A 26,525-nucleotide genomic window follows, 5' to 3' on the forward strand; every position below is an offset into this window, starting at 1 on the left:
TCTGTGACGAGCGCCGCAACACCATTTTGGTATCTCATCAACGGCGGCATCCAGCAAACGAATTTAATTGTCGTTTGAGTACAGGATTTATGTTTGAAAATTGTTGCGCACCGGAGTCGCTGAAGTCGTCGTGCGAGTTGTGGATCAACGACGTCGTCATTGTTTCCTAACTATGCCACGATCTTTCATCCAGCATTCAGATTTCGACGTCACGAATGGGTCATCAGAGGCCAAACCTCGCCCATCCCGCGGTAGACCATCTCTGCGGCGACATACAGGATCACGAGCAATCCCACATAGGCGATCCACCGACGCCTGTGCAACAGCCGAGCGATATAACCCGCCGCGATGCCCATGAGCGCAACCGACAAGCCGAGCCCAATGATCAGAACAGTGAGATGCTCTCGCGCGGCGCCCGCAACGGCCAGCACATTGTCGAGGGACATTGATACGTCCGCCACGACGATCTGACTTGCGGCCTGAGCAAAGGACTTCCGCGGGGCATGCCTTGCAATTGTCCCGTCCGCATTGATGTCCATATTGCTCATTGCTTCGATTGCGTCTCCCTTCCGCTCTGCGGAGAGCTGCAATTCTCGGAACATTTTCCAGCTCACCCAAAGCAGGAGAATGCCCCCCGCAAGCACCAGCCCCACCACCTGCAACAGCTGGGTGGTGGCTGCGGCGAACGTTATCCGCAGGACCGTCCCAGCGATGATACCCACCAGGACAGCTTTCGTGCGTTGCTGCAGTGGTAGCCCGGCTGCGGCCAAGCCGATGACAATAACGTTGTCACCGGCCAGGACCAGGTCGATCATGATGACCTGAAGGAGTGCTGCGACCTCGTTTGAAACGAAATGGAGCATGGCCGACGGTTCTGACTTCCGATGGGGTTGCGTGATCCGGGTCTGTTGGGCGAACTGATCGGATACGATTATCGAACTGGCTCCGCTGACACGGATCAGAACTCAAGCACTTGTTGAGGATCGCTGAGCATCCCGGCTGCAAACCCAATGAACGCATATGCACCCGAGACATCCCACAGGGTAATGCCGGCGCCGTGACGGTCGGACGACAAGCACCACGCGGCCAGTGCGACGATGGCTGAGATTGTGAGTGCGATCAAACTCATTGATGGAAGCAAGAGAGGTGTTCGAGCCAGAAGTAAAAAACCGGAGGGCGGGACCGTGACGGCCAATAAGAGGAACGTCGAGACCACATGTGGCCATTCGATGTGCACAGCCGATGCAACTGCAGGCCTGCTTCTCTGTCGGGTAGACATGATGCCTCCATAACGCTCTCGTTGCCGACAATTCCAAATCGGGATGGAGCGTTAAGAGAGAGGTAGGCTTGGCTTTCGGGCCAGACAAACGAATTTAATTATCGCTTTGCTACAACTTTCCTGTTCTGGGAAAGAAGACGATCGGGATAGGACAACGTGCCACCCGCTGTCAGTACAGCCCCTGGAGTGAGAGATGCTGGCGCGACGTGATTGGTCCCCAAAATATGGAATACCGTCTCGCCCGCCGTGATGAGATAGTCAGTAATTATCCTTCTATGGCACCGCCACCAGACGGCCTCAGCACACATTATTGCAGCTGTCGTTCCGTGCCCGAGTTGACGCAGCCTGGCCATGCCGGATCGAAACTCGTCGCTCATGGCGTAGTCCGCATAACTGTGAAAACTCTGGTTTTCCCAAAACGCATTCACGTCCGCCGGCACATCCTGCTTCTTGCCGCGGAGTCCCCCGAGCTCGGCGATATGCTCATAGCCGATTTCAAACTCGGACAGAGCCTTGGCGAGCTTCGCGGCATTGTACTGGGGGTTGGTCCGCGATCGCGGAATGGCCCGAACATCGACAACGAGCTTGACCTCTTGCGGCCTCAACAAGTCCACGAACTCACCGACGGCGCGGGTCGAGTGCCCAACTGTAAAAAATCGATGCGTCATGTTCCAGGCCTGCCGTCGGATTACTGCGCTCCTTCGCAACTTACGCTTTAGCGCACGTTCCTCCTCAAATCGCTTGATCGACGCCCGCTCGCGCGCACTTCGAGAACCGCGAGGCTTCGCTCTCTACCTTGCTCCGTCCAACGGATCGACTGCCCCGGTCCAAGGCCGATCAGCGCACTTCCGATTGGACTTAAGACTGAAATACAGCGATTGCATTGAGCCTCTTCTGGAAAAACGAGTTGAGCTCGTCGAATACGCGCATCTGCGTGATCGACGAATTTCACGTCACAACCGAGTCTGACGACCGAATTCGGCGCGACATCGTCTGGCGCGATATCCGCGCGATCGATCTCCTCGCGAAGAAAACAAACAGTCTCCTTGTCCACTGTCGCTGGCGCGTCGCCAAGCAACGCGAACAACCTTTCACGGTCCAATGCCGTCAAGACGATGGGCGGCCGTTGCTCGGGATGACTTCGCTCAATGTTGCTCATGCCCACGTCTTTCCTGCCGACATTTTACCCTCAGTGCACGAAGCGGCAGCGTGCGAACAGAAGCTGGTTCAGAGCGTTCGGCCGTGACATCGTACAGGGCGGCGTACTTGGGTTCCGGCGCGCTTCCGCCACAGACTGCGTCACGATTGTACGCATCTGTCGTTTGATATCCGGATATTGCAACGAGCTGCGACTCATACCCACCGATTGATACATCAGACAAGCGAATTTCATTGTTCGTTCAATGCAATATGAATGCTTCCAAGGAGATCGACCCGGTGTTGCATAAAGACAGATCTCGACATTAAATGCGCTCCTGGAGGCTCGCCGGTTTCTACGCGTATTACGTTCTGCTTAGCGCGCTTGCGGCCATCCTCGCCGCTGCATTCGCCACGGCGTCATATTGGCTCTAGCCGGCCCAGATATCGGCATCCATAGTCTCTCCAGTCGCTCTCCCGCTGCACGGAACGCGGGAAAACGGCTCGCCGAAGCCGAGAGGAACGCGCCTGGAGCCACAAAGGCGCGCTGCTTGTGGCCAGGTAACCGCCGCCGCTCGGCCAGCGGATGCAATTCTCCCTCCGGGACGTGAGGTCGTATCGTCGCGGCCCAGTCACGGAGCTCAAAACGGAGGTCGCGCAGTGCCAAAGGACAATGAGACGCGCGAGCGGCGCGAAAAACGAGAAGTTGACGACGAGTTGAACCGTCAGCTTGAGGAAACATTCCCGGCCAGCGATCCACCAAAAGTCACGCGTAGCATCCCAGGCACCCAAATCACGCCGAAGCCGGCCACCGGCGACGAGAAGACTGGTTGAGCCGCAGCCTCCCTCCATTGAGGGCGCTCGCGGGCGAAGCCCGTCGGACAGAGCCGACGGCGGATTGATCTCATTCAACGACTTTCCTATGGATCGGGTAGTGAAAATAGTGCCGCAACGCATGCTGATCGACATGGCGTTGAGACACAGAGCATCACCCTTGCAAAAGGCGTTGGGATAAGGCTTCGCCTTTTTCTACCGTTCGAAGCGTCTTCGATACATCGCACGACAGCTCCCTTTTCAATACGCACCCGCTGGATTTCAGCCACATGCCGGCTAGGAAAGCTCATGTGCCGGCTTTGATCTCTTCGGTTGCACGGTCCATGAAGCCCTCCAAGACGCAGCGCACCTGGCCCTCGTCAGCGGGGACACCTGCCCCATCGAGATCACTGACGACCTTGCGAATGACGTCCTCGTCTCCGGCTTCCTCGAGATCGGCCATGACCACTGTGCCGGCATAGGTTGCGGCTTCTGCGCCTGATTTGCCGAGCTGCCGCGCAGCCCACAGCCCAAGGAGCCTGTTCCGGCGGGCCTTAAAACGCAATGCCTCATCATGCGCGAATTTGTTTTCGAATGCCATCCTGCGACTAGTAAAGTCAGCCATACCTTCTTCTCCATGGATTAGGCGATCTAATTTCGATTTCGAATTCTGACTGCGAGTTGGTGCGCGAGTCACCTCGGCGCGGTCGTGCTTGTTTTTCTCTCTCGGTTATCGTGCTGCGGCGCCCGTTCTGGTGCATAACGTTGGCTTTGCACGCGAGTGCGATGCCTTCATGCAGCCGCCCCGCGCCTGTGTCCCTGCGTAAGACCATTATTGTTCCTTCGGCTTTTAGCTGAGGTGCATTCAAAGCGCTTTTGTGAGGATGGACCGTCCCGCCTGTCGCTGACTGCACGTCGCGCGTTGCGATAGCCGTCGGGATCGACAAACCAAACGAACGCCAGCCACAGAGCCAAGATGATCAGTGTTCCGGCCATAATCATAACGTTACTCCTAGAGTCGCCACCGGCATGCGCTTCTTGCACACGGCGTCGTGCGGCGCTCAGCGCTTTTCAGCTCAACTGTCAGTGAGAAGAAATGAAATCCCGGCCGGCGCGAAACCGTCCGGGCTACCTGCCAGCGTGCAAGAGACCCGTGCGAAGGTGTGATCGTTGCGTTTTCCAGATCATAAGATTGAGTTAAGTCCGAGACCTGGAAAATCAAGCGGACCAATTACCGCAGGCTTGAAGCACGATCGAAAAGTCATGCATTACCCAAAACTAGAAGCTTAATCTGAGGCCGCGCGCGTCGAGATTACTTCGCTCAGCTGCTCATGGCTGCGTTTTTTCAACTGTCATTTTTGATCACCGAGTGCACGAAGTGTCGGCCCGCGTGAACAGCAGGTCGTTCGAACTCTTCGATCGTGACATCGTACAGCGTGGGAAATGTCGAATCGCAGCTTTGGCGGAAACGAACCGTGACCAGGCGCTTCTTGCGCTTGCTATCGAGGGTAACTAACGGTGATTCATACTCACCAACTAATCGTCAGACAAACGAATTTAGTTGTCGGTTCAATGCAACATAAATGTTCTCGAGAAAGAACCGAAGCCGATGCTGCCAAATCCCGACCGCGGACTATGAACTGCCTTGCCTCTTCGGCGCATGCGGCGATGTCCCGTCGGAATAGAATAAGGATCTGTACCAGTTTCTTACCTTGCGAAATGTGTGAGATCGTCCGAGGCTCCAGTCGCCATCTCCGGGAAATGCGCCAGTTTCCGTGTTGGGCAGCGAATTCGCAGGATTAGGTCGTTTGAATATGCAGAGCCAGTCTTTCGAGCCAAGCGAATTGGAACCTCATCGGCAGACCGTTGACGGCCTTTTGTCCGCGCTCGGGTCCGACGCACAGTTCGGCTTGAGCCAGAAACAGGTGCGCGAGAGGCTAGTGCGATATGGCAAGAACGAGCTGACGACGACAAAGCCGGTGTCCGCATGGTGGCGGCTTTTTAAGCAGTTCACGAATGTCCTTGTTGTCCTACTGCTCGTAGCAGCCCTTATTTCTGCAGGCTTATGGCTATACGAACGCGAATCTGCCTTGCCTTACGAAGCATTGGCCATTGTCGCTATTGTTATTCTCAATGCGCTCATGGGCTACTTCCAACAGGCCCGCGCGGAGCAGGCGGTGGCTGAGTTGCGCCGGATGTCGGCGGCACACGCCAATGTCATTCGAGACGGCGTTCAACAGAGCATCCCAGCGACTGCGCTCGTGCCGGGCGACATCATTCTCCTCGAAGAGGGCGATACAGCGCCGGCTGACGCGCGACTGATCGAATCCATTTCGCTGCAGATGGCAGAGGCGCCGCTCACGGGAGAAAGTGTGCCGGTGGCAAAGGATGTTGCTGTGATCGCGGGTGAGGTCGGACTTGGTGACCGCCACAATATGATCTTTAGCGGCACGGCAGCGACTTATGGCCACGGACACGCGGTGATCACGGCAACCGGGATGCGGACGCAAATGGGGCGCATCGCCAGCATGCTGGAGGAAGTGCCGGACGACATCACGCCCCTGCAAGAGGAACTCGACCGCGTCGGCAAATTGCTCGGGGTGATCGTCTCGGTCATCGCTGTCGCAATGATCGCGACCATCATGCTTGTCGAGGATGTGAGGGGCTTCCCCGCCATCTTTGATGTGCTCATCCTGGGCGTGGCGCTCGCGGTTGCGGCAGTGCCGGAAGGCTTGCCGGCGATCGTGACGGCCGTGCTGTCCCTTGGCGTGCAGCGCATGGCGAAAAGGAACGCCATCATACGCCATCTAGCGGCAGTCGAGACGCTCGGCTCGGCGAACATCATCGGGTCTGACAAGACCGGAACGCTCACTAAGAACGAGATGACTGTGCGCGTGGTTGATACAGCAAGCGGCCGCGTAACCCTGAGCGGTGCGGGTTACTCACCGCAAGGTGAAGCGTACGCCCATGGGGGACGGCCAATCAACGGCGCTCTGCGGTTCGAACTGCGACGCGCGCTCGTCGCCGCCGATCGCGCCAACAACGCTGTACTGCAGGAACACGACCAGCGATGGACGGTACAGGGCGATCCGACGGAAGGAGCGCTAATCGTCGCCGCACGCAAGATTGGTCTTAAGGCAAGACTGCTTGACGCCCGCTTCTCGCGCATTGGTGAAGTTCCTTTCTCTTCCGAGCGGAAGTTGATGAGCACGATTCACACCGACGCCGAGCAGCCTGAACGTTTGCTCGTCTTTACCAAGGGCGCACCGGACATTCTGCTGATGCTTTGTTCGCACGAGTTGGTAGGCGAGGAAGCGACCCCTTTGACGGGGGCGCGTCGCGCAGAGATCCTTGCGCACAACGAGGAACTCGCCGGAGAGGCCTTGCGAACACTTGGAGTCGCCTTCCGCTCGCTAAAAACCGTTTCCTCGCGCGAAGCATTTGATGAGGACGCGGAACAGGATCTCGTCTTTCTTGGCCTCGTCGGCATGATCGACCCACCGCGCGCCGAAGCGAAAGGCGCGGTCGCGCGCGCGAGGGGCGCCGGCATTCGGACCATCATGATAACGGGCGATCACCCGAAAACGGCTGCGGTCATTGCTAACGAGCTGGGTATCGCAGTTGACGGCCGTGCCGTCACGGGCGCCGAGCTAGAGACGATGTCGGACGAAGCGCTCTATCGGACGGTTCACGACGTGTCCGTCTTTGCGCGGGTCAATTCCGAACACAAGTTACGAATCGTGAAGGCGTTGCAGCGCGACGGGATGACGGTTGCGATGACCGGCGACGGCGTCAACGACGCGCCGGCTCTGAAGACGGCTGATATCGGTATCGCGATGGGGGTTACCGGGACGGATGTTTCCAAGGAAGCAGCAGACATTGTGCTCGTCGACGACAATTTTGCTTCTATCGTAGCCGCAGTCGAAGAGGGACGCGCGACTTTCTCGAATATCCGGAGGTTCTTGCGTTACCTGCTGTCGTCGAACGTCGGGGAAGTCATGACGATGTTCTTTGGCGTGCTGTTGGCAGGGCCGCTCGGATTGGCTATGGCAGACAGTAGCGGCGTTGTGCTTCCGTTGCTGGCGACGCAGATTCTCTGGATAAACCTTGTCACCGACGGAGCGCCCGCGCTCGCCCTCGGCGTCGATCCCGCGGACCCGGGAACGATGAGCCAGCCTCCGCGCCCTCATGGAGAAGGTGTGATCACGGGTCGCATGTGGGCCGGCATCTTTTTCGTTGGCTCGGTGATGGCAACGGGAACGCTCACCATACTTGATGCGTCGCTTCCCGGTGGCCTGATCGAAGGCTCCGGCAATGTGCGTTATGGGCAGACAATGGCTTTTACGACTCTCGTGCTGTTTCAGCTATTCAACGTCTTCAACGCACGTTCCGACGAGCGGAGCGCTTTCGAAGGACTATTTGAGAATGGCTGGCTATGGGCAGCGGTCGCATTATCGCTCGTTCTGCATGCAGCGGCGATCTATGTGCCGTTTCTGCAAGAGGCGTTTTCGACCGTCGGACTGAACCTCAGCGACTGGCTGTACTGCATGGCGATAGCAAGTTCGGTGCTGTCGCTTCGCGAGCTCAGTAAAGTGGCAGTGCGCGCGACGAGTGGCCGCCGTCCAATCTCACTAAACTAGCGGAAAGTAACGGTTGGTTCGGTGATCGCGACGGCTCTCAACCTTTGGTCTTACGCAGGGCCGCGCCCTTGTGCATCGCGATGTGGTCCGTCTTATCGCTCTGGATTTCATACTGCGGTTCATCGTTGCTGGCACGGTGCATATGGCCTTTGTAATTCACGTCCTTGACGTGAACCCTGATAATCGTGCCGCTCACATATCCCGCTTCCGAATTCCAGGTCACGTGATCGCCAACCGCGAACCGTTTTCCCATAAATTCCCTCCGTTGCGGTCCCCCCTATAAGGGCTCAACACGGTGGAGTCCGTAGAGTTCCAGGCACCTAAGTCGAGCGCTACACAGAACGCGTAGATGACGCGCACTTCGCCCTGTCCGCCATCAACCACGCAGCATGAAGTGTGTTCTTAAGTGTCAGGTAAATTCGTTTGTCTGGAGTGAGCGTTAGGCTCACGGTACCAAGGACCGTCTGACAGCAATCGGTGCTGCCATAAGGAAAGTAGCTCAGTCGTCAGGCCAAGCTACATCGAGTCCGCGAGCAATTGGACAAAACTGATCGGCTTCCTGTGGACAAATGCTCTTCAGTTTGCGGGTGGTCGAGCTTGTGAACACCACTGCTTCGCTTCGCTCGGCCTGCCTGCGTGAGCTCGGGAACCGTTCTGCTCACGGATCATCCATCCGGCTCAACGTGAGCCGGTCGCTTCGACCTCGGCCAAAGAAGGGCATACCGATGAATCCGAACGTGCATATGCTGGACCCACGAGCGTCGCAACCGGAAACTCAAAGGCCGAGCCGAACGGAAGTCGAAGCAGCGGTACGAACCATCATCCGATGGACCGGCGAAGATCCGGACCGAGACGGCCTGATCGAAACGCCCGCTCGCGTGACCCGTTCGTTCGAGGAGTTTTTCTCGGGCTACGGTCAGGATCCGGCTCAGATTCTGGAAAAGACCTTCGAGGAGATCGAAGGGTACGACGAAATGATCGTGCTTCGGGACATTCGCTTCGAAAGCCATTGCGAGCACCACATTGCGCCGATCATCGGCCGGGCCTGGGTGGCCTACATTCCGGATGGCCGCGTGGTCGGCATTTCCAAACTAGCCCGGGTGGTGGACGCTTACGCGAAGCGCCTGCAAATCCAGGAGAAGATGACCGCGCAAATCGCCAACACCATCAACGATGTGCTGAAGCCGCAGGGCGTTGGCGTGATCGTCAAGGCGACGCATCACTGCATGACCACCCGCGGCGTTCACAAGCCCGGCACCGATCTGGTCACCAGCCGGATGTTGGGGTGCTTTCGCGACAGCGCGCTGACGCGCCAGGAATTCCTCGGCATGGCTGTTTGATGCAAAGTGCAACCTCTGAAGGAGGGGAACATGACAGAAGAAAAAGCGGAGCCTAGTGGTCCGGATCTGGCGCAGGGCATCGCGCTGAGCGCGTTCACGAGCGAAACCCTTCTCGGGCATGTCGGCGATCAGGATGTTCTGCTGGTACGCTTCGGCCCGGAGATCTTTGCCGTCGACGCGCATTGCAGCCACTATCACGGACCGCTCGCCGAAGGACTTGTGGTCGGCGAGAGCATCCGCTGCCCTTGGCACCACGCCTGTTTTGATTTGCGGACCGGCGAAGCAACCCGCGCGCCGGCGCTTACCCCGCTTGCGGTCTGGCAAATCGAGTACGAAGGCGATCGCATCTTCGTTCGGCAAAAGCGCAAACAGCCGAAACCGCGCGGCAAGGGACCCGTTGATGCGCCCGGCAAGATCGTGATCGTCGGCGGCGGAGCAGCGGGATTCGCTGCGGCGGAGATGCTGAGGCGGCAGGAGTTTCGCGGCAGCATTGTCATGCTGAGCAACGATACCGCGTCGCCAGTCGATCGGCCGAACCTGTCAAAGGATTATCTCGCTGGCAGCGCTCCGGAAGAATGGTTGCCGTTGGGTCCAGGCAGCTTCTACGCTGAAGCCGGTATCGATCTGCGGCTCAATACAGAGGTCCTCTCGATCGATACCAAGGCGTGCAACGTCGTCATCGCAGGTGGCGGCGATATTCCCTTCGACCGTTTACTGCTGGCGACAGGTGCGGAGCCGGTGAGGCTGCCGATCCCGGGTGCTGACCAGCCGCATGTCCATACGCTGCGCTCGCTTGCGGATTGCCGGGCGATCATTGCGTCCCTGAACGGCGCTCGCCGCGCAATCGTGATCGGCGCCAGCTTCATCGGCCTTGAGGCCGCGGCGGCATTGCGTGCACGAGATATCGAGGTCCACGTCGTTGCGCCGGAGCAACGGCCGATGGAGCGCGTGCTTGGGTCCGATATGGGGGAATTCGTACGCGCGCTGCACGAAGAGCAGGGCGTTATCTTCCATCTCGGTGATACCGTGGCCGAGATCGATGGCAAACGGGCGATACTGAAAAGCGGTGGCGTGTTGGAGGCCGACGTTGTGGTCGTCGGCGTCGGCGTGCGTCCGCGGCTCGGCCTAGCCGAACGGGCTGGGCTTTCGCTGGAGCGCGGAGTTACCGTGAACGCCTATCTTGAAACCAGCGTCGCCGGGATCTATGCGGCGGGTGATATCGCGCGCTGGCCCGATCCGCATTCAGGCGAAAGTATCCGAGTCGAGCATTGGGTAGTGGCGGAGCGCCAGGGACAAACCGCCGCTCGGAACATGCTGGGACAGCGTGAGGCGTTCGATGCGGTGCCATTTTTTTGGAGTACGCATTACGACGTAAGGATCAACTACGTCGGTCACGCCGAGACGTGGGATGAGATTGTTCTCGACAGTAGCATCGCGGCCCGGGATTGCCTGCTGGAATACAAACGCAAGGGCCGCGTGCTTGCGGTCGCCTCGATCTACCGCGACCTTGCCAGCCTGCAGGCCGAACTGGCCATGGAGCGAAACGTGATGCGCTGAAGTCCCCTGACTGTTGCCGCGGGCGTGTCCGCGCTATCACGCCGCGCTTCAGAATCGTTCCGGGCAATTCAGCATGCAGAGCGTGACGCAAGATGTCGCTCTCTACTGCCAATTCGCGGCTTCGCGGCCGCACAACGTTGCAGCGCCCCCCCTCCGAACATAGGAGCCGGCACCCCATGTCCAGCTATGACGAGCGATCGAGAACCGCATTTGTGTTCGCGGGCGGTGGCAGCTTTGGTGCCATTCACGTCGGCATGCTGCATTCGCTGGCGAGCCGCAGCATTGCCGCCGATATGGTCGTCGGCTCAAGCGTCGGCGCACTGAATGGTGCTTACTATGCGGGCAACCCCACGATTGAAGGGGTTCAGCGACTGGACACGATCTGGCGCGGATTGCGCCGGAGCGACGTGTTTCCGTTGACGTGGAGGACGATACTGGGTTTTTTGTATCGGCGGGACTTCCTTGTCACGTCGGATGCACTGCGCCAGATCGTCGAAGATGCGCCCCTCGCGGGATGCTCCGACCAAGTAGGATCTCTCTCAAAACAACGGCGTCATTATGAGCCTCATCATGCGCTGCAAAAACGAGTGTAATCCGTCCTCTTTGAGCGATGCTGCGTAGTTCGCCGAGCCGGTCGCGATGCCGATGTATCTCCTCCGAGTAGCGCCGTCGAAACTCGTGCCAGCGAGCAGGATCATGTCCGAACCACCTCCGCAGCGCGGTGCTGGGGGCAATGTCCTTGGCCCACAGATCAATCGCAGCATCTGCTTTTCTGACCCCACGGGGCCACAGACGGTCGATCAGTATTCGAGTGCCATCGCCCGAGCCAGCCGAATCGTATGCCCGTTTCAGTTTGATGTTCTCGGCAACAATTCTCTTGCTCATCGATATCCTCCTGTATCTCCGATGTCTTAATCTGTTCCAATCCCGCGGGACGATCGTGTCAAGGCATCACCCTGGACAGCCATGCTCACGCTATGGGTCGAGACGCTGGAGTCCTTGGCCAATTTCTGCATGCTGTTTCCCGATATGGTGATTGACATAAATAGCATCCCAGCGACCACCCAAAACGTCAGCCTGCCGTTGCCGTCATCCGTCGAGGGTGGGCTGGAACGGGGGCGGCTATGTGAAGGAAGAAGCTCGATCAAACGAACCGCCAGTATGCTTGCTTCCGACGGCGACCACCGGTCGCTATTCGATTTCCCTATCGTCGAAGCAAGGCTGTTTATCGCCTGATCCCTGGAAAGCTGGGTCAAGCGTGCGGCCTCTTGCCAAGGATCGACGTCCTGACACGCGAGTAGGGACAAGACGCTCAATGTCATCTCATCTGTCTCGCAAACCGACGCGTATAGAAAAGCATCGTACTGGGACTCGGGACGAGAAAGTTTGGTCATTTCACACTCCCACTCTCGATGAGGAAGACGCCGTGTTGGCAAACGTTGCGGCGTCGTTGCAGCAATCGGATATTCCAACATCTTGTCTGATGCGCCGATGGGCGTGCTTGACCATTACACCTTGAGTGATCTCGTTCACCCCACAGTCGGCTTCCTGCATTGTTAGCTGTTTCCCCAAATCCTTTGCATCTCGATCCCTGGATTCGGTGAGCCGACGCCTCAGTTCGCGGGCCTCCTCAAAGCGCTTTGTTACGTCACGGAGGATGGCTGCAGCCCCAATGGGCTTTCTCCCTTCGTCGTGTAACAAAACAATCGTGAATTCGACAGAAATGCGCCGGCCATCCTTGGTCAATCCCGGCACGGACAAGAGGTCGCCCTGGGTGTAATGACTTTCGCCGGTCGCCATTACCCGATTGTATCCCGCCCAATGGCGTGCTCTGAGACTTTCCGGAATGATCAAATCAAGAGAACTCCCGACCGCTTCCTCTGAGTTAAAGCCGAATACTCGAACCGCCCCAGGGTTCCAAAAGCTGATACGGCCGTCGGCGTCGGTGGCAATGACCGCATCCGAAACTGTCCCGAGAATCGCCTCGATAAGACCGTGCGGTACGCTCGCTGTTCTCTTCCGTTTGGAGTCCACCATCGCGTGCTTCTCTACAAAATCAAAACTCTTCAGGTGAGTGCATCAAGACGATCCCCAAACACGGATGGAGCCGCGACTGCCTGCTCAAGAGAACTCAACCACTCTTTGGTACCGTGACGTTTTCCTGTGCTCGGTCCGCAGCGCGGTGGGATTTGACGGGAAAGCGAGTAATCTTAGGCGGATCACTTGCTGGAAACGTGCCCTCCAGTTCCTCATCCAACTGAAGGTCGAGCTCCCTCTTTTTCCGTTGCGCAAAAGTCTCTCTTGCGGCCATTAGGATCCTCCATCTTCATACATGTGGCGCTGCATGACTGTGGCCTAATCCAAGCGATCGTTGCCGCGTCGCGGTTTGGACGCCTGCTCGATCTCCCAGAGCATCCACACGAAGGCGATGCCCAGGCCGACAACAATGGCCATAAGTAGCAATGTCAGAGCCGGCGCTGTCAGCGTGGAGAACATTCATCAAACAACCATTGGTCTGTAATTGTTAGTTTCAAAGCTCGGCACGAAGGCGTTCTCCCGGCTGCCCACGACGAATTTGACAGAGATCAGGAAGTCGCATCCGAGGCGTTTAGGTGAAGGATTTCAAGTTGCTCGACCTGTTTACGGTGCAGCAGAAGCAGATACATGAGCTTTGCATTCAGCGTTGAATCGAAGATGTTCATAACGGCTTCCTCAATCATATCGGCCAATCCGGTCTGATTGCAGCTTGCGAATGCAATCACACGCAGCAGGCTGCATTTTGCGCTAGGCATAGCAGTTGTGTCTTTGCTGCGAACCGCGTCAGCGCCTCCTCGCATGGCAATCTCTTTCTTGAGTAAAAGGCAGATCGCCGCTTGCGCCAGTTCAGACTCGAAAACCAGGTCTGTATCTGCAATATGAAAGGCAGCCATGCGTCCGATTGCTGCAAACGCCTTGACGCCGATGCGCTCCCTTTCAAGAAGCTCCGTTAGAAAACTGAGTACTTCTTCCTTAGACCAACAGTCGAAGTAAGCGGGATCGCCGCTATTCATTCCACACGGAGTGGATGTGGGCTCCTTGATGGTGTCGTCTAAGTCAGCTTGTTTTAGTAACCGAGCCTTCTGCATGATTTCGTTTCCCTGCGAGAACGAGATGAGGAGCGGCAGCCCTCCTGCTTTCCGTCAGGTCGTCTATTGCTTATGGGCTGCATCCAACTCTCGCCCTTTGGTCCAATTTCACAAGCGAGAAATATTGTCGATTTGCATCAAGAAAGTTGTTACGTCGGAAAAGTTCGAAATGGCTCAGTTTGTCGTTTGGTATGCGCGCGCTGGCTCCTTCGTCCACTTCGAGGGTGGAGCGCGTGGACCGAGCCTCCCATTTGTCACATCCTGCATTGCGCCTGCACTAGCGCGTTCTTCTCGATCGCTTCGGAAGTTTTTCCAACCCTCTTACTGTTGTTTTCGGCTGTGCGACCCGTGCATGATCTCGCACGCGATGCCGAGCCTCGTATAAAACTCGGGTCCCCAACCCACATGCACATAGCCGGGGTGAGGCTCCGGATTCCCCTTTGGATTTGTCGAAACCATGACGAGCTTTTCCTCGAACCATGCTCAGGTTTCAAACCGGGCCGACTCTGGGGGTGTACATGACGTCGATATCAATGCGCCCCTCGATGAGACGCCATGCATGAGTTCCGGCTCGAGACCGCTATCGGCGCGAACGGATATCTCCGACCTGGCTTCGCGCATCAGTTCTGAAGCCACTTCAGCAGGAATTCTTCCCACAGGCCAATCCGTCCACCGACGACCAAGGTACCGCTCAAGCCGTCAGGAATTCCAATGTCATGGCGCGCCTGCTCTATCGTTCGAACGCGCGTGGCGGGACGTGCCTTTGAAATTGTCGACCGGCAGACGTGAGCGTGCCAGCCTTGTTGCGGACAAAGAATGTGCAACCCAATTGGTCTTGTGAATGCGCGTGCTGACCGTCGACTGGCTGACGTGAACCGGTTAGTGGCGCTGATGATCCTCCACTCGCGATAACAACGAGAGGTCCTTGTCAGCTCCGTGTCCACGCGAGAACCTCCCATCAATAAAATCGATACTAAGTGGCAGTACTTTTCGTTTGTCAAAATTCATTGCGGGCATACGTTGATGGCAACGTTCGCACGACGATCGGTGATCGGTGCACCGGCTGCGACTCGCAACAATAGGAGACCCGGATGGATACCGGCATCGTTTCGGGAGGTTGAGCTGGCGACTTCTCGTCTCAGAACGCTAAGCCGGGTGATGGACGCTCGCTCGCGTATTGTTAGTCCTGAAATTCTCGGCACGATCGGTCGTCGCCTCAACGGCTTAGAACGCCTACGGCCTGGACTAATACGCATTCGCAGTAGCCGCCGGCGACCCTAACAGAGGGTGCAACAGCCTTGCTTCGGGCGTCCTTAGTATCGATGGCAGGCTCGTGAGTAAACGCGATTCCCTTAGTGCCGACGCAGGGCGGAGCCTCAGACCTCGGGCGGCGCATGCGCCGGTCGTCGGCTCAGTGTCCGAATGTCAGAAGGGAGATCTCGCATGTATCAAAAAATTCTCTTAGCTTTCGACGGCTCACCCGATGGTCGCGAAGCCCTGGCTCAAGCTGAGAAGTTGGCATCAGCGTGTGGTGCGACGGTTCATCTTGTTGCGGTCATAGACCCGTCCGAAAGCATGCTTATCGTGGAGACCATGTCTTTCATCCCCGATAATCAACGTTTTGCAATCCAGGCAGTGCTTGATGAGGGCGTGAGGCGTGTACGACGCGCCGGATGCGCTGCAACCAGCGAACTCAAGTACGGCAAGCCAACAGACCAGATAATTCTGTCCGCGAAAGAGATACACGCGGACTTAATCGTCGTTGGTCATCGGGATCAAGGCACGCTTGCGCGCTGGTTGAACGGCTCGGTAGGCGAATCAATCTTGCATCAACCGCCATGCAGCGTGCTCGTTGCCGTAAAGTCCGAGCAAAGGGCGAGTAACGTCACGCCGATTCAGCAACTGAAGGCGCGGGGGAAAAGATGAACCTCGTGTCGAAAACCTCTAGTCTGTCAGCCCTATTGCTATTGGCCGCATCCTTTACGATGCCGTCAGGTTCGGTCGCTACAAAAGACATCATCCTGGGGGCGTCTGTAGAGAGTAACGTCTGTCCGATGCCATAACTGGCCGCGATGACACAGTTTCGTATCAAGTCGGAAGGAAGGCAGGTTGAGTTGCTAGTTCCGCCTAAACCAGAAAACGAGCACGCCATGGCCAAGCAAGACGCGATTAATGAACTTAAATCGCTACAACGGAACGGCGAAGGCTCCAACGTGCACGCGAACGCTGAGACGGTTCTCTGCGGCTTCCTCGATGCAGTCGGCTATGGAGAGGTCGCACGCGAGTTCCGGAAGATCCACGAGATGTATCCGGTGGTAACCCCCAGATATTCAAGGCGGTCTTAGGTAGAAGATAGGCGAACGGTTAGCAAGGATCGTCCGCGCTGGAATTGTTGGCTGCTAACGAAACATCACCAACGGTGGGCGCCAACTGCATCAGCTGGCTGCTGCACTGATCACAAGGCAGCTCGCTTCACTTCAAGAGTAGAAGGCTAGTGGCCTGAAGTCTCGCTACGTGGTGGATAGAGCGGTTCGTTAAGACTAAACAGATTAGACGCCCAGATGCCGACGAGGGTCCAGCTTCGTCATTCGACTCTCCGTACATCCTAAGGGCTCATCTAACATCCTGAGTATCGATGGGAAGAGCCCCTGATGACTTTCGCGATGTGGGAAAGCGTGGTCGGCGATTGGGGAGCGCGACTGTTCATTTCTTTTGATCGTGGGTCTACGCAGTCAAATGAACTGTGAGCCCTCCCGGGGGCGACCGGTGTTGATTTGTGAGAACGCTGCCGGTCGGATTGATCAAGAATCATGCACTCAAACTACAATTAAATTCGATTGTCGTATGCATCCTCCGATGAGACACAGATAGCAGACTTGCTCTGACAGCCGGTGTAACGAGCATCGAGCTGAAGTCGGTCTAACCGTCTGAAACGCCGTGGGAGCATTCGGTGCTTGTATCACTCGCGGGTGAACTGCTTGATCGGAGCTAGTGATGCCGGCTATGTCGAGAGTTAACTACGCGCACGGGAGAGATCACGCATATCCGAGCGGCTGGCGTCGCTATCTCTACTCAACCAACCACAAAGACATCGGCACGATGTACTTCGTGTTCGCAATCTGTGCAGGTCTCATCGGTGGAATCATTTCAGTTGTGATTCGGATGGAATTGCAGCAGGCCGGCTTGCAGATTTTCACGAACACGCACACCTACAACGTATTCGTAACCGGCCACGGCCTGATCATGATCTTTTTCACGCTCATGCCGGCGATGATGGGTGGATTTGGCAACTGGATGGTGCCGCTGATGATCGGCGCGCCGGACATGGCGTTTCCGCGCATGAACAACATATCGTTTTGGCTGCTGCCAGCGTCGTTCGCACTGCTTATCATCTCGATGTTCGTCGAAGGTGCGCCTGGCTCGAACGGCGCTGGTACGGGCTGGACGCTCTACGCGCCGTTGTCGACCTCGGGTCATCCGGGGCCAGCCGTCGATTTCGTGATCCTGTCGATGCATATCGCGGGTGCGTCCTCGATCCTCGGCTCGATCAATTTCATCACCACCATATTCAATATGCGGGCGCCGGGTATGAGCCTGCATAAAATGCCGTTATTCGCCTGGTCGGTCCTCGTGACGGCCTTCCTGTTGTTGCTGTCGCTGCCTGTGCTCGCCGGCGCCATTACCATGCTTCTGACGGATCGCAATTTCGGAACCACGTTTTTCGCGGCGGAGGGCGGCGGAGATCCGGTGTTGTATCAACATCTTTTCTGGTTCTTCGGTCATCCCGAGGTTTACATTATGATTCTACCGGGCTTCGGCATCGTCAGCCACGTCGTTTCCACATTCAGCCGCAAGCCGATCTTCGGCTATCTCGGAATGGTCTATGCACTGGTTGCGATCGGATTTATCGGATTTCTCGTCTGGGCCCATCATATGTACACGGTCGGGATGTCAAGCAGCGCCCAGGCTTATTTTGCGCTCGCCAGCATGGTGATTGCGGTACCGACCGGCATCAAGATCTTTTCGTGGATAGCCACCATGTGGGGCGGCTCCATAACATTTAAAACTCCGATGCTGTGGGCGATCGGGTTCATCTTCGTGTTTACAGTCGGCGGCGTCACTGGTGTTGTGCTCGCCAATCCTGGCATCGACCGGACGTTGCAGGATACTTATTACGTCGTTGCGCATTTCCATTATGTGCTGTCGCTTGGCGCCGTGTTCGCGATCTTCGCAGGTTGGTATTACTGGTTTCCGAAAATGACCGGATACATGTACTCGGAAGCCGTCGGCAAGCTGCACTTCTGGCTGACATTTGTCGGTGTCAATCTTGCGTTTTTTCCGATGCATTTTCTCGGATTGTCGGGAATGCCGCGACGAATTGCAGATTACCCCGATGCATTTGGAGGCCTGAACCAGATCTCCTCGATCGGCTCCTACATCTCCGCAGTTGGTCTGATCGTGTTCTTCGTGGGCATGGTCAATGCCTTCGTGCGGAAGGAGAAGGCTGCAGGCAATCCGTGGGGGCCTGGCGCGACTACGCTGGAGTGGACGTTATCTTCGCCGCCGCCGTTTCATCAATTTGAGGTCTTGCCCCGAATTGAATAGATGAATCCACGAGCTCTACAAATCAGCCACGCCGGCTAGGCATAGGCGACGGCTGCCTCCTCCGATCCCGCGCGTCAACGATGCTCCGCCTTTGCGCCAGGGTGGCTGTTCAAGCTATTATTGAAGGGTGCGAGTCCGTGCGCAGACCAAAAGGTTTTGACAAGGCGCTGTCCATTCTCATGCAACCGCAAAAATGTATTCAAGCGTCAATAGAATTCGTTTGTCTAACGTCCTCGCCAGATGGATCCTCAAGTCCTGCCGAGACGCTCTTAATGCGAAGCGGTATATGCGACGACAAGTGGAGAGTGATGATGATCAAGGACCTTCTGGTGACCCTTCCGGCGGGCGATGCGCCGGCATTCGCGTTGGACTACGCCGTAGCAGTCGCCAGAACTTTCAATGCGCACCTCACGGGCATTGCATTTGTGCAAGACGTGGCCCGCGCTGGAGCGTTGTTTGATTGGGCGCCGGCTATTGTTCTGGATGATTATCGTCGAGAAGTGGAAGCCGCCGCTGAAGTTGCCAAAGTCCGATTCGAGGAAACGTGCAAGCGAGAAGGCATCTCTGCCGAATCGGTGGTCCTCAACGCAGGAGCGGTCAGCCTCCCTGAACTCCTTGCACGCACAGCGCGAAGGTTCGATTTGACAATCCTTCCTCAGGCTGACCCGGAAGACGAACGTTCAGGAGAGGTGATGATCGAAGCAGCCTTGCTGGGATCCGGTCGCCCAATCTTGATCGTTCCCTATTTCACCGAAGGCGGGGTCAAGTATGACCGGATTCTTGTTTGCTGGGACGGCAGCCACAACGCCGCGCGCGCGATAGCCGACGCGATGCCATTCCTGACGCGCGCCAAACAGGTCGAAGTGGTAACCGTTGCAACTGATGGGAGAGCTGATGACAGCATGGCCGGACTGTGTATAGCGCATCATCTTGCTCGGCATGATGTGATTGTCGAAGTCAGGAATATTGTCGCTCACGGCCAAGACGTGTCACTTAGGATTCGTTCTCATGCGGCACAGCAATCGGCAGATTTGATTGTTATGGGTGGCTATGGCCATTCGCGGCTTCGTGAGTTCGTTCTCGGTGGCGCGACGCGCGACATTCTCGAATCGACGGTTGCTCCAACCCTGATGTCACATTGAACCGGCCATCGGCAACCTTGATAGCCATGATCTAAAGTTCGGGAGTTCGCGTCCGCCTGCTGAGAGTTCTCGGTCGTTTGCAAGAAACCACGATGTGAAATCCCGGATGGAGGCACGCTATGTCCAACCAGTTTCTTCCAACCATTACGATGTCCGCGTCCGATCGTCGGCGCTTGGAAAAGTTAGCGCGCGCGGCCGCGGAGCAAGGTGACACGGACGCCCTCTGCCTGATGGGTGAAATCAATCGCGCGGAAACCATCCCGGATCGCGCCGCTCAATTGGATTCCGTCGTCACTATGGGATCGTGGGTGACGTTTTGGACCAATTGGGGATACCCGCGCGAGACTAGGCGATTGGTGTACCCTGAAGATTACACATTCGAAGAGACCCAAATCCCAGTGTTGTCACCTCTGGGCGCGGCACTGATCGGGCTCAAGGTCGGAAGCCAGATGCCCTTTTTTGCCGCAGGATGCACACACATCGTCAACGTCGAACGCGTGAGTCGAGCAGAGCCGAACGCTATTCCGCTGCTGTTTCGCGCGCCTGTCCATAGAGACGAAGAGCCCTTCGATGACGATCCAGGACCAACCGCCGCGTAAGTGCGAGGAAAGAATGCAATGACTAAGAGAAAGAGCAAGTCCGGCTCGGTATTACCGCCCATAGTAGTCGCCACGAACGAAGCACGTCGCTTGTACGCGTTAGCAAACTCAAACATGACGCTCTTTCCGCGCGAGGCTACCTTCCTAGCGCGCGAAATGAACCGGGCAAATGTAGTGCCGGACAATGCTGATCTGCGCGGCGTCGTCCATATGGGCTCGCAAGTGCGTTATTGCGACCACAAGACCGGTGATGTGAGGGACGTCGTGTTGGTGTATCCGCACGAAGCCCAGATAGCGCTGAAACGCCTCTCGGTTCTTACGCCGGCCGGGACGGCACTCATCGGCCTATCGGTCGGTCAAACCATCGAATTCCAAACGCCGGCCCATCAAACGCGGGCCTTGACTGTTCTCGGTGTATCAAGCTGAGAGCAGGAGACTATTGCTATGCGCGATGTTTCGTTTAGAGAGGCCGCCATAGTCGCGATTTGCATGACCATCGGAATGGTCTGCGGTTTCGGCCGCCTGATCTATCCCTCGTGAGGCTCATGTGATGGGCGCTCCGCGTGGAGTCGCCGAATGGCGTCATAACGTGCTCAGTCCAGCCGCCCTTGAGAACCTAGAACTTCCAGCCAGCCTCCGCCTCTAGTTCAACCTTCATGCGATCCTGCGCTTAGTGCGACTGAGATCGGATTCGATCGAACTTTTAGCGATTCTGCGGACGGACCGTTCAAGGGTTCGAATCATGAGTTGGGTCATGAGCATCACGACCTACATCCTATCCGCGCGCCTCGTCTCGACCACCGAGCCGCCATACCGAAGGCTTCAGGGGCAGCGGGGGTGCGACACAAACTCCTCAATCTTATCCGATCTCAAGAAGCAGACGCGCAGGCGGTCTCCCCTGCGAACGGCAGGGCTTTGCCCGCGGCCGCGAGTCCTTGGGCCTCTCCGGGAACAAGGGGCTCCAAGTGGCTATCTCTCAGTTGCGCTTTGATGGACCGCATTCAGGCTTATCGGGAGCGCGAGATCACAATTTGCGAACCGGAAGGATTCATTCATCAATGAACAAAATGAGTGGGGGCTGGGTAAGGGCGGCGCCATACTTTTAATTTCCTGGAAAGCCAGTCGAGCGAGAACCGGCTGAAAAAAGCGAGGAGGCGAAGCGGACGCATGAAGCACACTCTCGTCAAGGCGAGCGTGCCGTTTCTCATCGAATTCGTCAGACGAAGATGCAGGAAGGCGGAATGTGGAATCTTCTGGGAAGACGGGACGGTTGCGATTCGGACCGTCGCAGCCCAGCAGGCGCCCGCCGTCTGCCGCGTCCGTCCGGGCAAGAACGGTGTCACGCCGGAATTCTCGGTGAGATCGTTCGAGGGTAGGTTTTGGTGGCCGCTGTCCGACGGGCCTAGGCATATGCCTGTAAAAGAGTACGTGGCGAGCGCGACCAAAAGCGAAGGCCCGTTCCTTTCGATGATGAACCTTTCGCCGGCGACCGTCTATTCGAAACCGAGACGGGAGGCCAAGCGTTTCTTCGAACAAATCTTCGCGCGGCAGGTGGATGGCCCATCGAGTGAGGAGCGATGGCGTTTGCCGCAAAGGATCGCCGATCGCACGCTGTTCTGCGACGATCTGGTCTACATTGAAGCTGGATGTCCCGTATACTTTGGCGTTCCCCGAGGAACGCGGGAGACTCCGATGCTGTCGCTCGAGGTCGGCAGCGCCGGACCCGAACATATCCATGTAGTCAGCCGCTATCTTCCCGGTCCCCGGCCGAACCAGAGACGCGATGCGGCTTGCCGATCGCTTGTCTACGGAGTTGAAAGCATCGACGATGAGGTCGATAAACTTCGGCGTAGTGGCTTCCAGGTAACCTTCGGGTCGAGCGCTGAAGCAAATGCCGAACTTAGATCGAATCGAGACGCATCTGAAATTTGCGCAGATGCCTTGGTGCGCCGAGCGGTCACGGTGATGGACCCACACTCGTTTCAGGAATTAGGACCGCAGCTGTATAAAAAACTGAAACCTGCCACGTTGTTATCCCGAAGAATTTCGCCTGCACTTTGTCGAGATGCCATTTATGCCATGATCGCTATCTGCAACGAGGAGGATTTTTTAGGCGTTTCGGATTGGAGTTCGAATGGGCGACTGAAACTCTTTTGCGGTTAGATGCGATGCATGCGCCCACGCTTTTTGCCGACCTGGACGATCAGATCCTTTTCGCTCTCACGAATTCGTCCCAGCCTAGCTGACATTCTGACATCTATCCAAGACTCCAGGTGGGCTGCGGCTTTCGGGTGACTACTATCAAGATGTGCAGCCGTACTTTCATTTGGGAGTGATGTCGCATTATGCCATCCGGGGTCTTCTTTGCTGTGCTGGGACTCATAAGAGTGTCAAAGGACACATAAGAGTGTCACGTTTTTCGGCCGGGAAGGCTCCGAAATTTGCAACCTAATGGTTATAGTTTTTTGCGAAATCCGCTGAAACGGATGAGGAAATGCCTGCCGGATCTTCGGATTGAGTAGAAAAGAACAGGGTCCGGGCTGGTCGAATTGCATTTTCTGCGGAGAGCCCGTCGGAAAGGCGGATCGGTCGCGCGAGCACGTCCTGCCAATGTGGATGCTGCGTGCCACCGGCGATCCAAACAGCCGCATCCGGATTGAAATCGACCCGATCACTGGCTAGGTGTGATGCACCTCAAAAGAGCGTCAAAACACACATAAGTGCGTCACGCTTCGCGGCGTGATCTGGCTAAAACGGCACCATAGGACCGAGCGAAATCGCTGAACGGCCTGTTCTGCCGATTTCGTTCGGTCGGTCTTGGTTAATCTATCGTTGATATCTTCTTCAAGTCACCAGCCCGCTTGCGTCTTGAGCCGGATGGGCCTGCTCTCCGGACCTCTCCGCAGCCTCCTCGACAGCAACACCCGGTTTCGATAGCTCGACGCCCGCCCCGAACAGCGATTGGCGGAATTTGATGAAGTAGGCCGAAGCGCTGCCGTCGTCCGCCTTCGAGTAGCGATAGTCGAACTGGTCGGACAGGTCCTTGCCGTTGCGGACGAGCGGGGGTTTCTCGGTAAGGCCGGCAACAAACGCCTTCATATCCTCGGTGATGAACTCCGGTAGACCCGCGTTCGTCGCCCACTTCACGGTGATCGTCGCATCTGCTGGCAGAATGTTGCCCGCGTGCTTGTAGTGAAGTGCACACATCAGCTTCCGGAAGACGGCGTCGACGGCGGTGCCGGCGATCTGCGGATCGATCGCGACCATGGGAAGGTGCTGTGGGAATGCTCTTCCTACCGGAACCCAAAGACCTCGGGATCTGATGAAGCCATTCTTCTCGTCTGGACCGAGCACGCGCAGGAGACCAGGGAAGTTGTTCTTCATCGCCTTCGCAAACTTGGCTAAGTCGACCTCCCGTTGCGCGTTCTGCTCCCCTCCGCCATTCAGCCTGACAAGGGTGGTCAGGACATGTTCGTGAGCGCTGGACTTCTTGTTGCACGGCTCACAGGCTGGGAATTCGTAGCCTTCAGGTCCCACCTTCGCGTCGAAGAACGCCCGCGCCGGCTGATGGTCGATGGTCGACGCAGGCGTCGTCCCGCCGCAAAAGATGCATAGGGCCTCTCGGCCGAGCAGATCGAGACGCCTGCGTTTCTTCTGGCCCAGCTTCGCGTTCATCAAACCTCGCCTGCGCTCAGGATTTCTTTGAGCGGACGGCAAATTTCGTGACGAAATCCTTTTGCGTCAGGCCGAAATGGTTCAACTGAGCGGCCACAACCTTGGGTTCCGCATAGCCGTTCTTCTGACTGATCGCCACCGAATACTTCCTGATCGCCTCGACCAGTCGCGCTAAGCACTCCTCTGTGACGATCCTAGCATCGGCATGCAGGGTCGCAGCGTGTTCGGGCGTGATCTTCGGATGCACCATGACGGGCGTCGCGCTGCAGCTCTTGTCGTACTTGTCGGCGAACCAAGTCATCGAACCATTTAGCTGATTGCAGTCGTGCTTATTGATCGAGCCCGCCTTAACGGCGCCGCTCTTACACTCGATCACAAGGTACTGCAGAGCGCCCAGCGCCCAGAGATTATCAGGCCCGCGACCAGTATCTTGTTCGGGTCGCTGCGATCCGAAGCCCAGGAAAAGACCAAGATCGAGCATCGCGGACTCGAACTTCTTGCTGTTCTCCTCGCCCCACGCCAAAGATTCGATGAGCGCGTTGACCCACATGATCAGGTCGTTCGACTCGAGAAACCGCTTCATGAAGGCCACGGCCATAGCGGCCTGACTGTCCTTGGGAACGTTCAGCTTGCTGTAGGCGATGCCGCTTATCGGGCGAACCAGCGCGGGATTGAGCTGAACCGCGGCCAGTTGGAGCTCTTGCGCCTTCATCTGATCGTTGTGATGGACGTATTCGGCCAACTGCTGCTTCAGATAGCCCAGGGCCTTCTTCTCGGTCAATTTCCTGACGGCCTCCTGGACCGTCTGTTCCGCGAGATCGAAACGCTTCGAGCGCGCGAAATCGAAGGCCTTGCGCAGCGCAACCACGGTTTCATCAACGTGGCTTGCATCGCCGGCATCGGCATTCACGACGGCCGATCTGCTGGCGTCGAGCCATTCGTCGTCGCCTGTCAAGCAAAGGTCCATCACCGACGCGATCTCAGATAGAGGCTTGCCCTTCAACTGCGCGGTGACTTCCCGTCCGAGATCCAGTTGCGCGCGCGTCGCGGAAGAGAACAGCGCGCGGGCATCTGGACGATGCAGGCGTTGCGTCAACTTGGCGCCCACAAGGAGAACGACGCAGTGATCCTGGCTCGAACGCACGCCGCGCCCCATCCCCTGCTCGATCCGCTGCACTTGGCGGACTAGCTGTCGGCGCGTGCCGTCGAGCGCTTCCTGTTCGATCCTCTCCAGCAGGCCGTAGAGCTCGGGCAGACCGTCGATCACCAGGAGCTCGCACGCCTTCGCAGGCAGATCGACGCCGTCGTATTTGCCGACGAACACCGTCAAGCCGACATGCCCCTTGCGAAGCTTGTCGGTCCCCTCTTCGATGTTCTCGGCCGTAAGCGTCTGGTTGGCGATATCCGACCAGAACTCGGCCCTTTTCTTCGAAGGCACGATGACCGCGACGTTGATGGTCTTGGCCTTTGCCGCAACGAGCGCCTTGATCTCGTCGATCGTGATGTCGGGGTTGATCTCCTGCGGCGCGAGGATCATGCGGTCGCCGATGTCGCCGCCGCCCTTGGGCCGAATGGGATCGGCGACCTGTTCGGCGTCGGCTTGGAAGTGGCTCACCAAAACGCCGTCGTCCGCCAGCGTGGCGGTCATGTAGATGCGCCGCTTCGCACCGGTGAACGCAGGAATGTTGTCGATCGGAATGAAGCGCGGCGCGATCTCGACGTTGCCGCCTCCGAATGCGCACTGGCAGAGTTCGAGGACGTCCTCGACCAGCCGCCACGGCCATTTCAGCGTCTCATCGCCGCGATGCGGATGAAGGATTCGAAGAACGTCACTTTGCTTATTCTTCCAAGCCCAAAACGGTACCGCCATGGCAATCTGCGGATCATGATCTTCGACGTCCAAGAACGCCGAGGCCGATTGATTCTCGAGATCCGGCTTGAAAAGCTCCAGCAAGACATCGTGAGCAGGATGCGACGACGAAAGCCTTATCTTGAACTGATCGGCGACGGTTGCGAGGCAGGCGTGCGCGTCATCGATGACGAGACTACCGATCTCGATCTTGGTTCCACCGCGACCGACGCCGAAGACGGATCTGCCGTTTACGAGCTTCCAGATGTTGATGACGAGGATCGCGTTTCCCGAGAGAAAGGCCGCGTCTCCCTCGTCTTCGGTCACGGCCACCCCCAAGGAGCCGGCTTCGGCGATGACCTGACGAAGAAGATAGTTGTCCGGCGTGACGTACACCGCGGGTCCGACGCCTTCGTTCAGGCTGCTCTGCAGGCACAGCAGACCGACGACGGTCTTTCCGGAGCCGGTATTCATTTTCAGGGTGTTGTCGGCCCGCGTCCGCTTGCCGTACCAGGCGTCGAATACGTCGCCCTGCTCATCCGACGGGCGCTTGAACTTGGCGGTGTCGCGCTTGAGCGTAGTGAAGATCTTGCGGGGGTCGGTCGGCTTCGCCGACGGCAGGCCGGATTTGATCTTCTTGTAGTCGAGGGCCACGGTTTTACTCCGAAACTTGACTGTCCGCGCCGAAAGCCGAGGACTGCCGGAGAGATTTCAGCCTGTCCGGCAGTTCGAGACTTGGACCAAACGATCGAATCGGCTGCTGT

22 protein-coding genes and 1 pseudogene are annotated in these 26,525 nt (G+C 57.3%); 12 read left to right on the top strand and 11 right to left on the bottom strand.

Features of this window, described 5'->3' with window-relative positions:
• Positions 1-209: 209 nt before the first annotated feature.
• The 3 genes from V1277_RS13725 to rnk (V1277_RS34995) all read right to left on the bottom strand — a co-directional run bounded on the left by V1277_RS13725 (position 210) and on the right by rnk (V1277_RS34995) (position 2,438).
• Positions 210-863 (bottom strand): TerC family protein, encoded by a 654-nt coding sequence (locus V1277_RS13725; RefSeq protein ID WP_334416614.1) that lies wholly within the window; start codon positions 861-863, stop codon positions 210-212.
• Between the two features lie 514 nt (positions 864-1,377).
• A complete protein-coding gene (locus tag V1277_RS13730; RefSeq protein ID WP_334416615.1) occupies positions 1,378-1,947 on the bottom strand; it encodes a DUF488 domain-containing protein in 570 nt (189 codons plus the stop codon).
• A 47-nt stretch (positions 1,948-1,994) separates the two neighbouring features.
• On the bottom strand, positions 1,995-2,438 hold the full coding sequence (gene rnk / locus V1277_RS34995) for a nucleoside diphosphate kinase regulator (RefSeq protein WP_442894483.1): 444 nt from the start codon (positions 2,436-2,438) through the stop codon (positions 1,995-1,997).
• 638 nt (positions 2,439-3,076) lie between these two features.
• Between rnk (V1277_RS34995) and V1277_RS13740 the strand changes: the two genes are divergently transcribed.
• Positions 3,077-3,250, top strand: coding sequence for a hypothetical protein (locus tag V1277_RS13740; RefSeq protein ID WP_334416618.1), 174 nt, complete (start codon positions 3,077-3,079; stop codon positions 3,248-3,250).
• 286 nt (positions 3,251-3,536) lie between these two features.
• Here V1277_RS13740 and V1277_RS13745 read toward each other — a convergent pair whose 3' ends face one another.
• Positions 3,537-3,854: a DUF1476 domain-containing protein gene (locus V1277_RS13745; RefSeq protein WP_334416620.1), complete on the bottom strand. Its 318-nt coding sequence runs from the start codon at positions 3,852-3,854 to the stop codon at positions 3,537-3,539.
• Positions 3,855-5,043: 1,189 nt separating this feature from the next.
• Here V1277_RS13745 and V1277_RS13750 point away from each other — a divergent pair.
• The gene (locus V1277_RS13750) at positions 5,044-7,869 is read left to right on the top strand and encodes a cation-translocating P-type ATPase (protein WP_334420373.1); all 2,826 of its coding nucleotides are present in this window, start codon (positions 5,044-5,046) and stop codon (positions 7,867-7,869) included.
• Positions 7,870-7,906: 37 nt separating this feature from the next.
• Here the strand turns inward: V1277_RS13750 and V1277_RS13755 are convergent, their stop codons facing one another.
• Complete coding sequence (locus tag V1277_RS13755) at positions 7,907-8,122, bottom strand: DUF2945 domain-containing protein (protein ID WP_334416622.1); 216 nt, start codon at positions 8,120-8,122, stop codon at positions 7,907-7,909.
• A 472-nt stretch (positions 8,123-8,594) separates the two neighbouring features.
• Here V1277_RS13755 and folE point away from each other — a divergent pair, with 472 nt between their 5' ends.
• The 3 genes from folE (at position 8,595) to V1277_RS13770 (ending at position 11,359) form a co-directional block, all read left to right on the top strand.
• Entirely contained in the window at positions 8,595-9,209 is a 615-nt protein-coding gene (folE, locus tag V1277_RS13760; RefSeq protein WP_334420374.1) for a GTP cyclohydrolase I FolE, read from the top strand.
• A 30-nt stretch (positions 9,210-9,239) separates the two neighbouring features.
• Positions 9,240-10,766 carry an FAD-dependent oxidoreductase gene (locus tag V1277_RS13765; RefSeq protein WP_334416624.1) on the top strand — a complete coding sequence of 509 codons (1,527 nt, stop codon included), beginning with the start codon at positions 9,240-9,242 and terminating at the stop codon, positions 10,764-10,766.
• 254 nt (positions 10,767-11,020) lie between these two features.
• Positions 11,021-11,359 carry a patatin-like phospholipase family protein gene (locus tag V1277_RS13770; protein WP_334420375.1) on the top strand — a complete coding sequence of 113 codons (339 nt, stop codon included), beginning with the start codon at positions 11,021-11,023 and terminating at the stop codon, positions 11,357-11,359.
• Here the strand turns inward: V1277_RS13770 and V1277_RS13775 are convergent.
• A pseudogene (locus tag V1277_RS13775) lies at positions 11,349-11,651 on the bottom strand (DUF488 domain-containing protein); the annotation flags it as partial. The gene V1277_RS13770 and the pseudogene V1277_RS13775 overlap by 11 nt on opposite strands.
• 81 nt (positions 11,652-11,732) lie before the next feature.
• On the opposite strand from V1277_RS13775, the gene V1277_RS13780 reads away from it, so the two are divergent.
• Complete coding sequence (locus tag V1277_RS13780; RefSeq protein WP_334416626.1) at positions 11,733-12,002, top strand: hypothetical protein; 270 nt, start codon at positions 11,733-11,735, stop codon at positions 12,000-12,002.
• 159 nt (positions 12,003-12,161) lie between these two features.
• On the opposite strand, the gene V1277_RS13785 is transcribed toward V1277_RS13780, so the two are convergent.
• The 3 genes from V1277_RS13785 to V1277_RS13795 all read right to left on the bottom strand — a co-directional run bounded on the left by V1277_RS13785 (position 12,162) and on the right by V1277_RS13795 (position 13,891).
• Positions 12,162-12,803, bottom strand: coding sequence for a PAS domain-containing protein (locus V1277_RS13785; RefSeq protein WP_442894484.1), 642 nt, complete (start codon positions 12,801-12,803; stop codon positions 12,162-12,164).
• A gap of 318 nt (positions 12,804-13,121) precedes the next feature.
• Entirely contained in the window at positions 13,122-13,262 is a 141-nt protein-coding gene (locus V1277_RS13790; protein ID WP_334416628.1) for a hypothetical protein, read from the bottom strand.
• A gap of 89 nt (positions 13,263-13,351) precedes the next feature.
• Complete coding sequence (locus V1277_RS13795) at positions 13,352-13,891, bottom strand: DUF6306 domain-containing protein (protein WP_334416630.1); 540 nt, start codon at positions 13,889-13,891, stop codon at positions 13,352-13,354.
• Between the two features lie 1,443 nt (positions 13,892-15,334).
• Between V1277_RS13795 and V1277_RS13800 the strand changes: the two genes are divergently transcribed.
• The 6 genes from V1277_RS13800 (at position 15,335) to V1277_RS13825 (ending at position 22,400) form a co-directional block, all read left to right on the top strand.
• The gene (locus V1277_RS13800; protein ID WP_334416632.1) at positions 15,335-15,817 is read left to right on the top strand and encodes a universal stress protein; all 483 of its coding nucleotides are present in this window, start codon (positions 15,335-15,337) and stop codon (positions 15,815-15,817) included.
• 1,068 nt (positions 15,818-16,885) lie between these two features.
• Positions 16,886-18,496: a cytochrome c oxidase subunit I gene (gene ctaD / locus V1277_RS13805; protein ID WP_442894485.1), complete on the top strand. Its 1,611-nt coding sequence runs from the start codon at positions 16,886-16,888 to the stop codon at positions 18,494-18,496.
• Positions 18,497-18,807: 311 nt separating this feature from the next.
• A complete protein-coding gene (locus V1277_RS13810) occupies positions 18,808-19,638 on the top strand; it encodes a universal stress protein (RefSeq protein ID WP_334416634.1) in 831 nt (276 codons plus the stop codon).
• Between the two features lie 119 nt (positions 19,639-19,757).
• The gene (locus V1277_RS13815) at positions 19,758-20,237 is read left to right on the top strand and encodes a GreA/GreB family elongation factor (RefSeq protein ID WP_334416638.1); all 480 of its coding nucleotides are present in this window, start codon (positions 19,758-19,760) and stop codon (positions 20,235-20,237) included.
• An 18-nt stretch (positions 20,238-20,255) separates the two neighbouring features.
• Positions 20,256-20,663, top strand: coding sequence for a nucleoside diphosphate kinase regulator (gene rnk / locus V1277_RS13820; RefSeq protein ID WP_334416640.1), 408 nt, complete (start codon positions 20,256-20,258; stop codon positions 20,661-20,663).
• A 741-nt stretch (positions 20,664-21,404) separates the two neighbouring features.
• Positions 21,405-22,400, top strand: a complete 996-nt coding sequence (locus tag V1277_RS13825; protein WP_334416642.1) for a hypothetical protein — start codon at positions 21,405-21,407, stop codon at positions 22,398-22,400.
• Between the two features lie 681 nt (positions 22,401-23,081).
• Here V1277_RS13825 and V1277_RS13830 read toward each other — a convergent pair.
• The gene (locus tag V1277_RS13830) at positions 23,082-23,912 is read right to left on the bottom strand and encodes a hypothetical protein (protein WP_334416644.1); all 831 of its coding nucleotides are present in this window, start codon (positions 23,910-23,912) and stop codon (positions 23,082-23,084) included.
• Positions 23,913-23,928: 16 nt separating this feature from the next.
• Positions 23,929-26,415, bottom strand: a complete 2,487-nt coding sequence (locus V1277_RS13835) for a helicase C-terminal domain-containing protein (protein ID WP_334416646.1) — start codon at positions 26,413-26,415, stop codon at positions 23,929-23,931.
• Positions 26,416-26,525 lie beyond the last annotated feature (110 nt).

This window comes from Bradyrhizobium sp. AZCC 1588, from assembly GCF_036924735.1.
GTDB lineage: Bacteria > Pseudomonadota > Alphaproteobacteria > Rhizobiales > Xanthobacteraceae > Bradyrhizobium.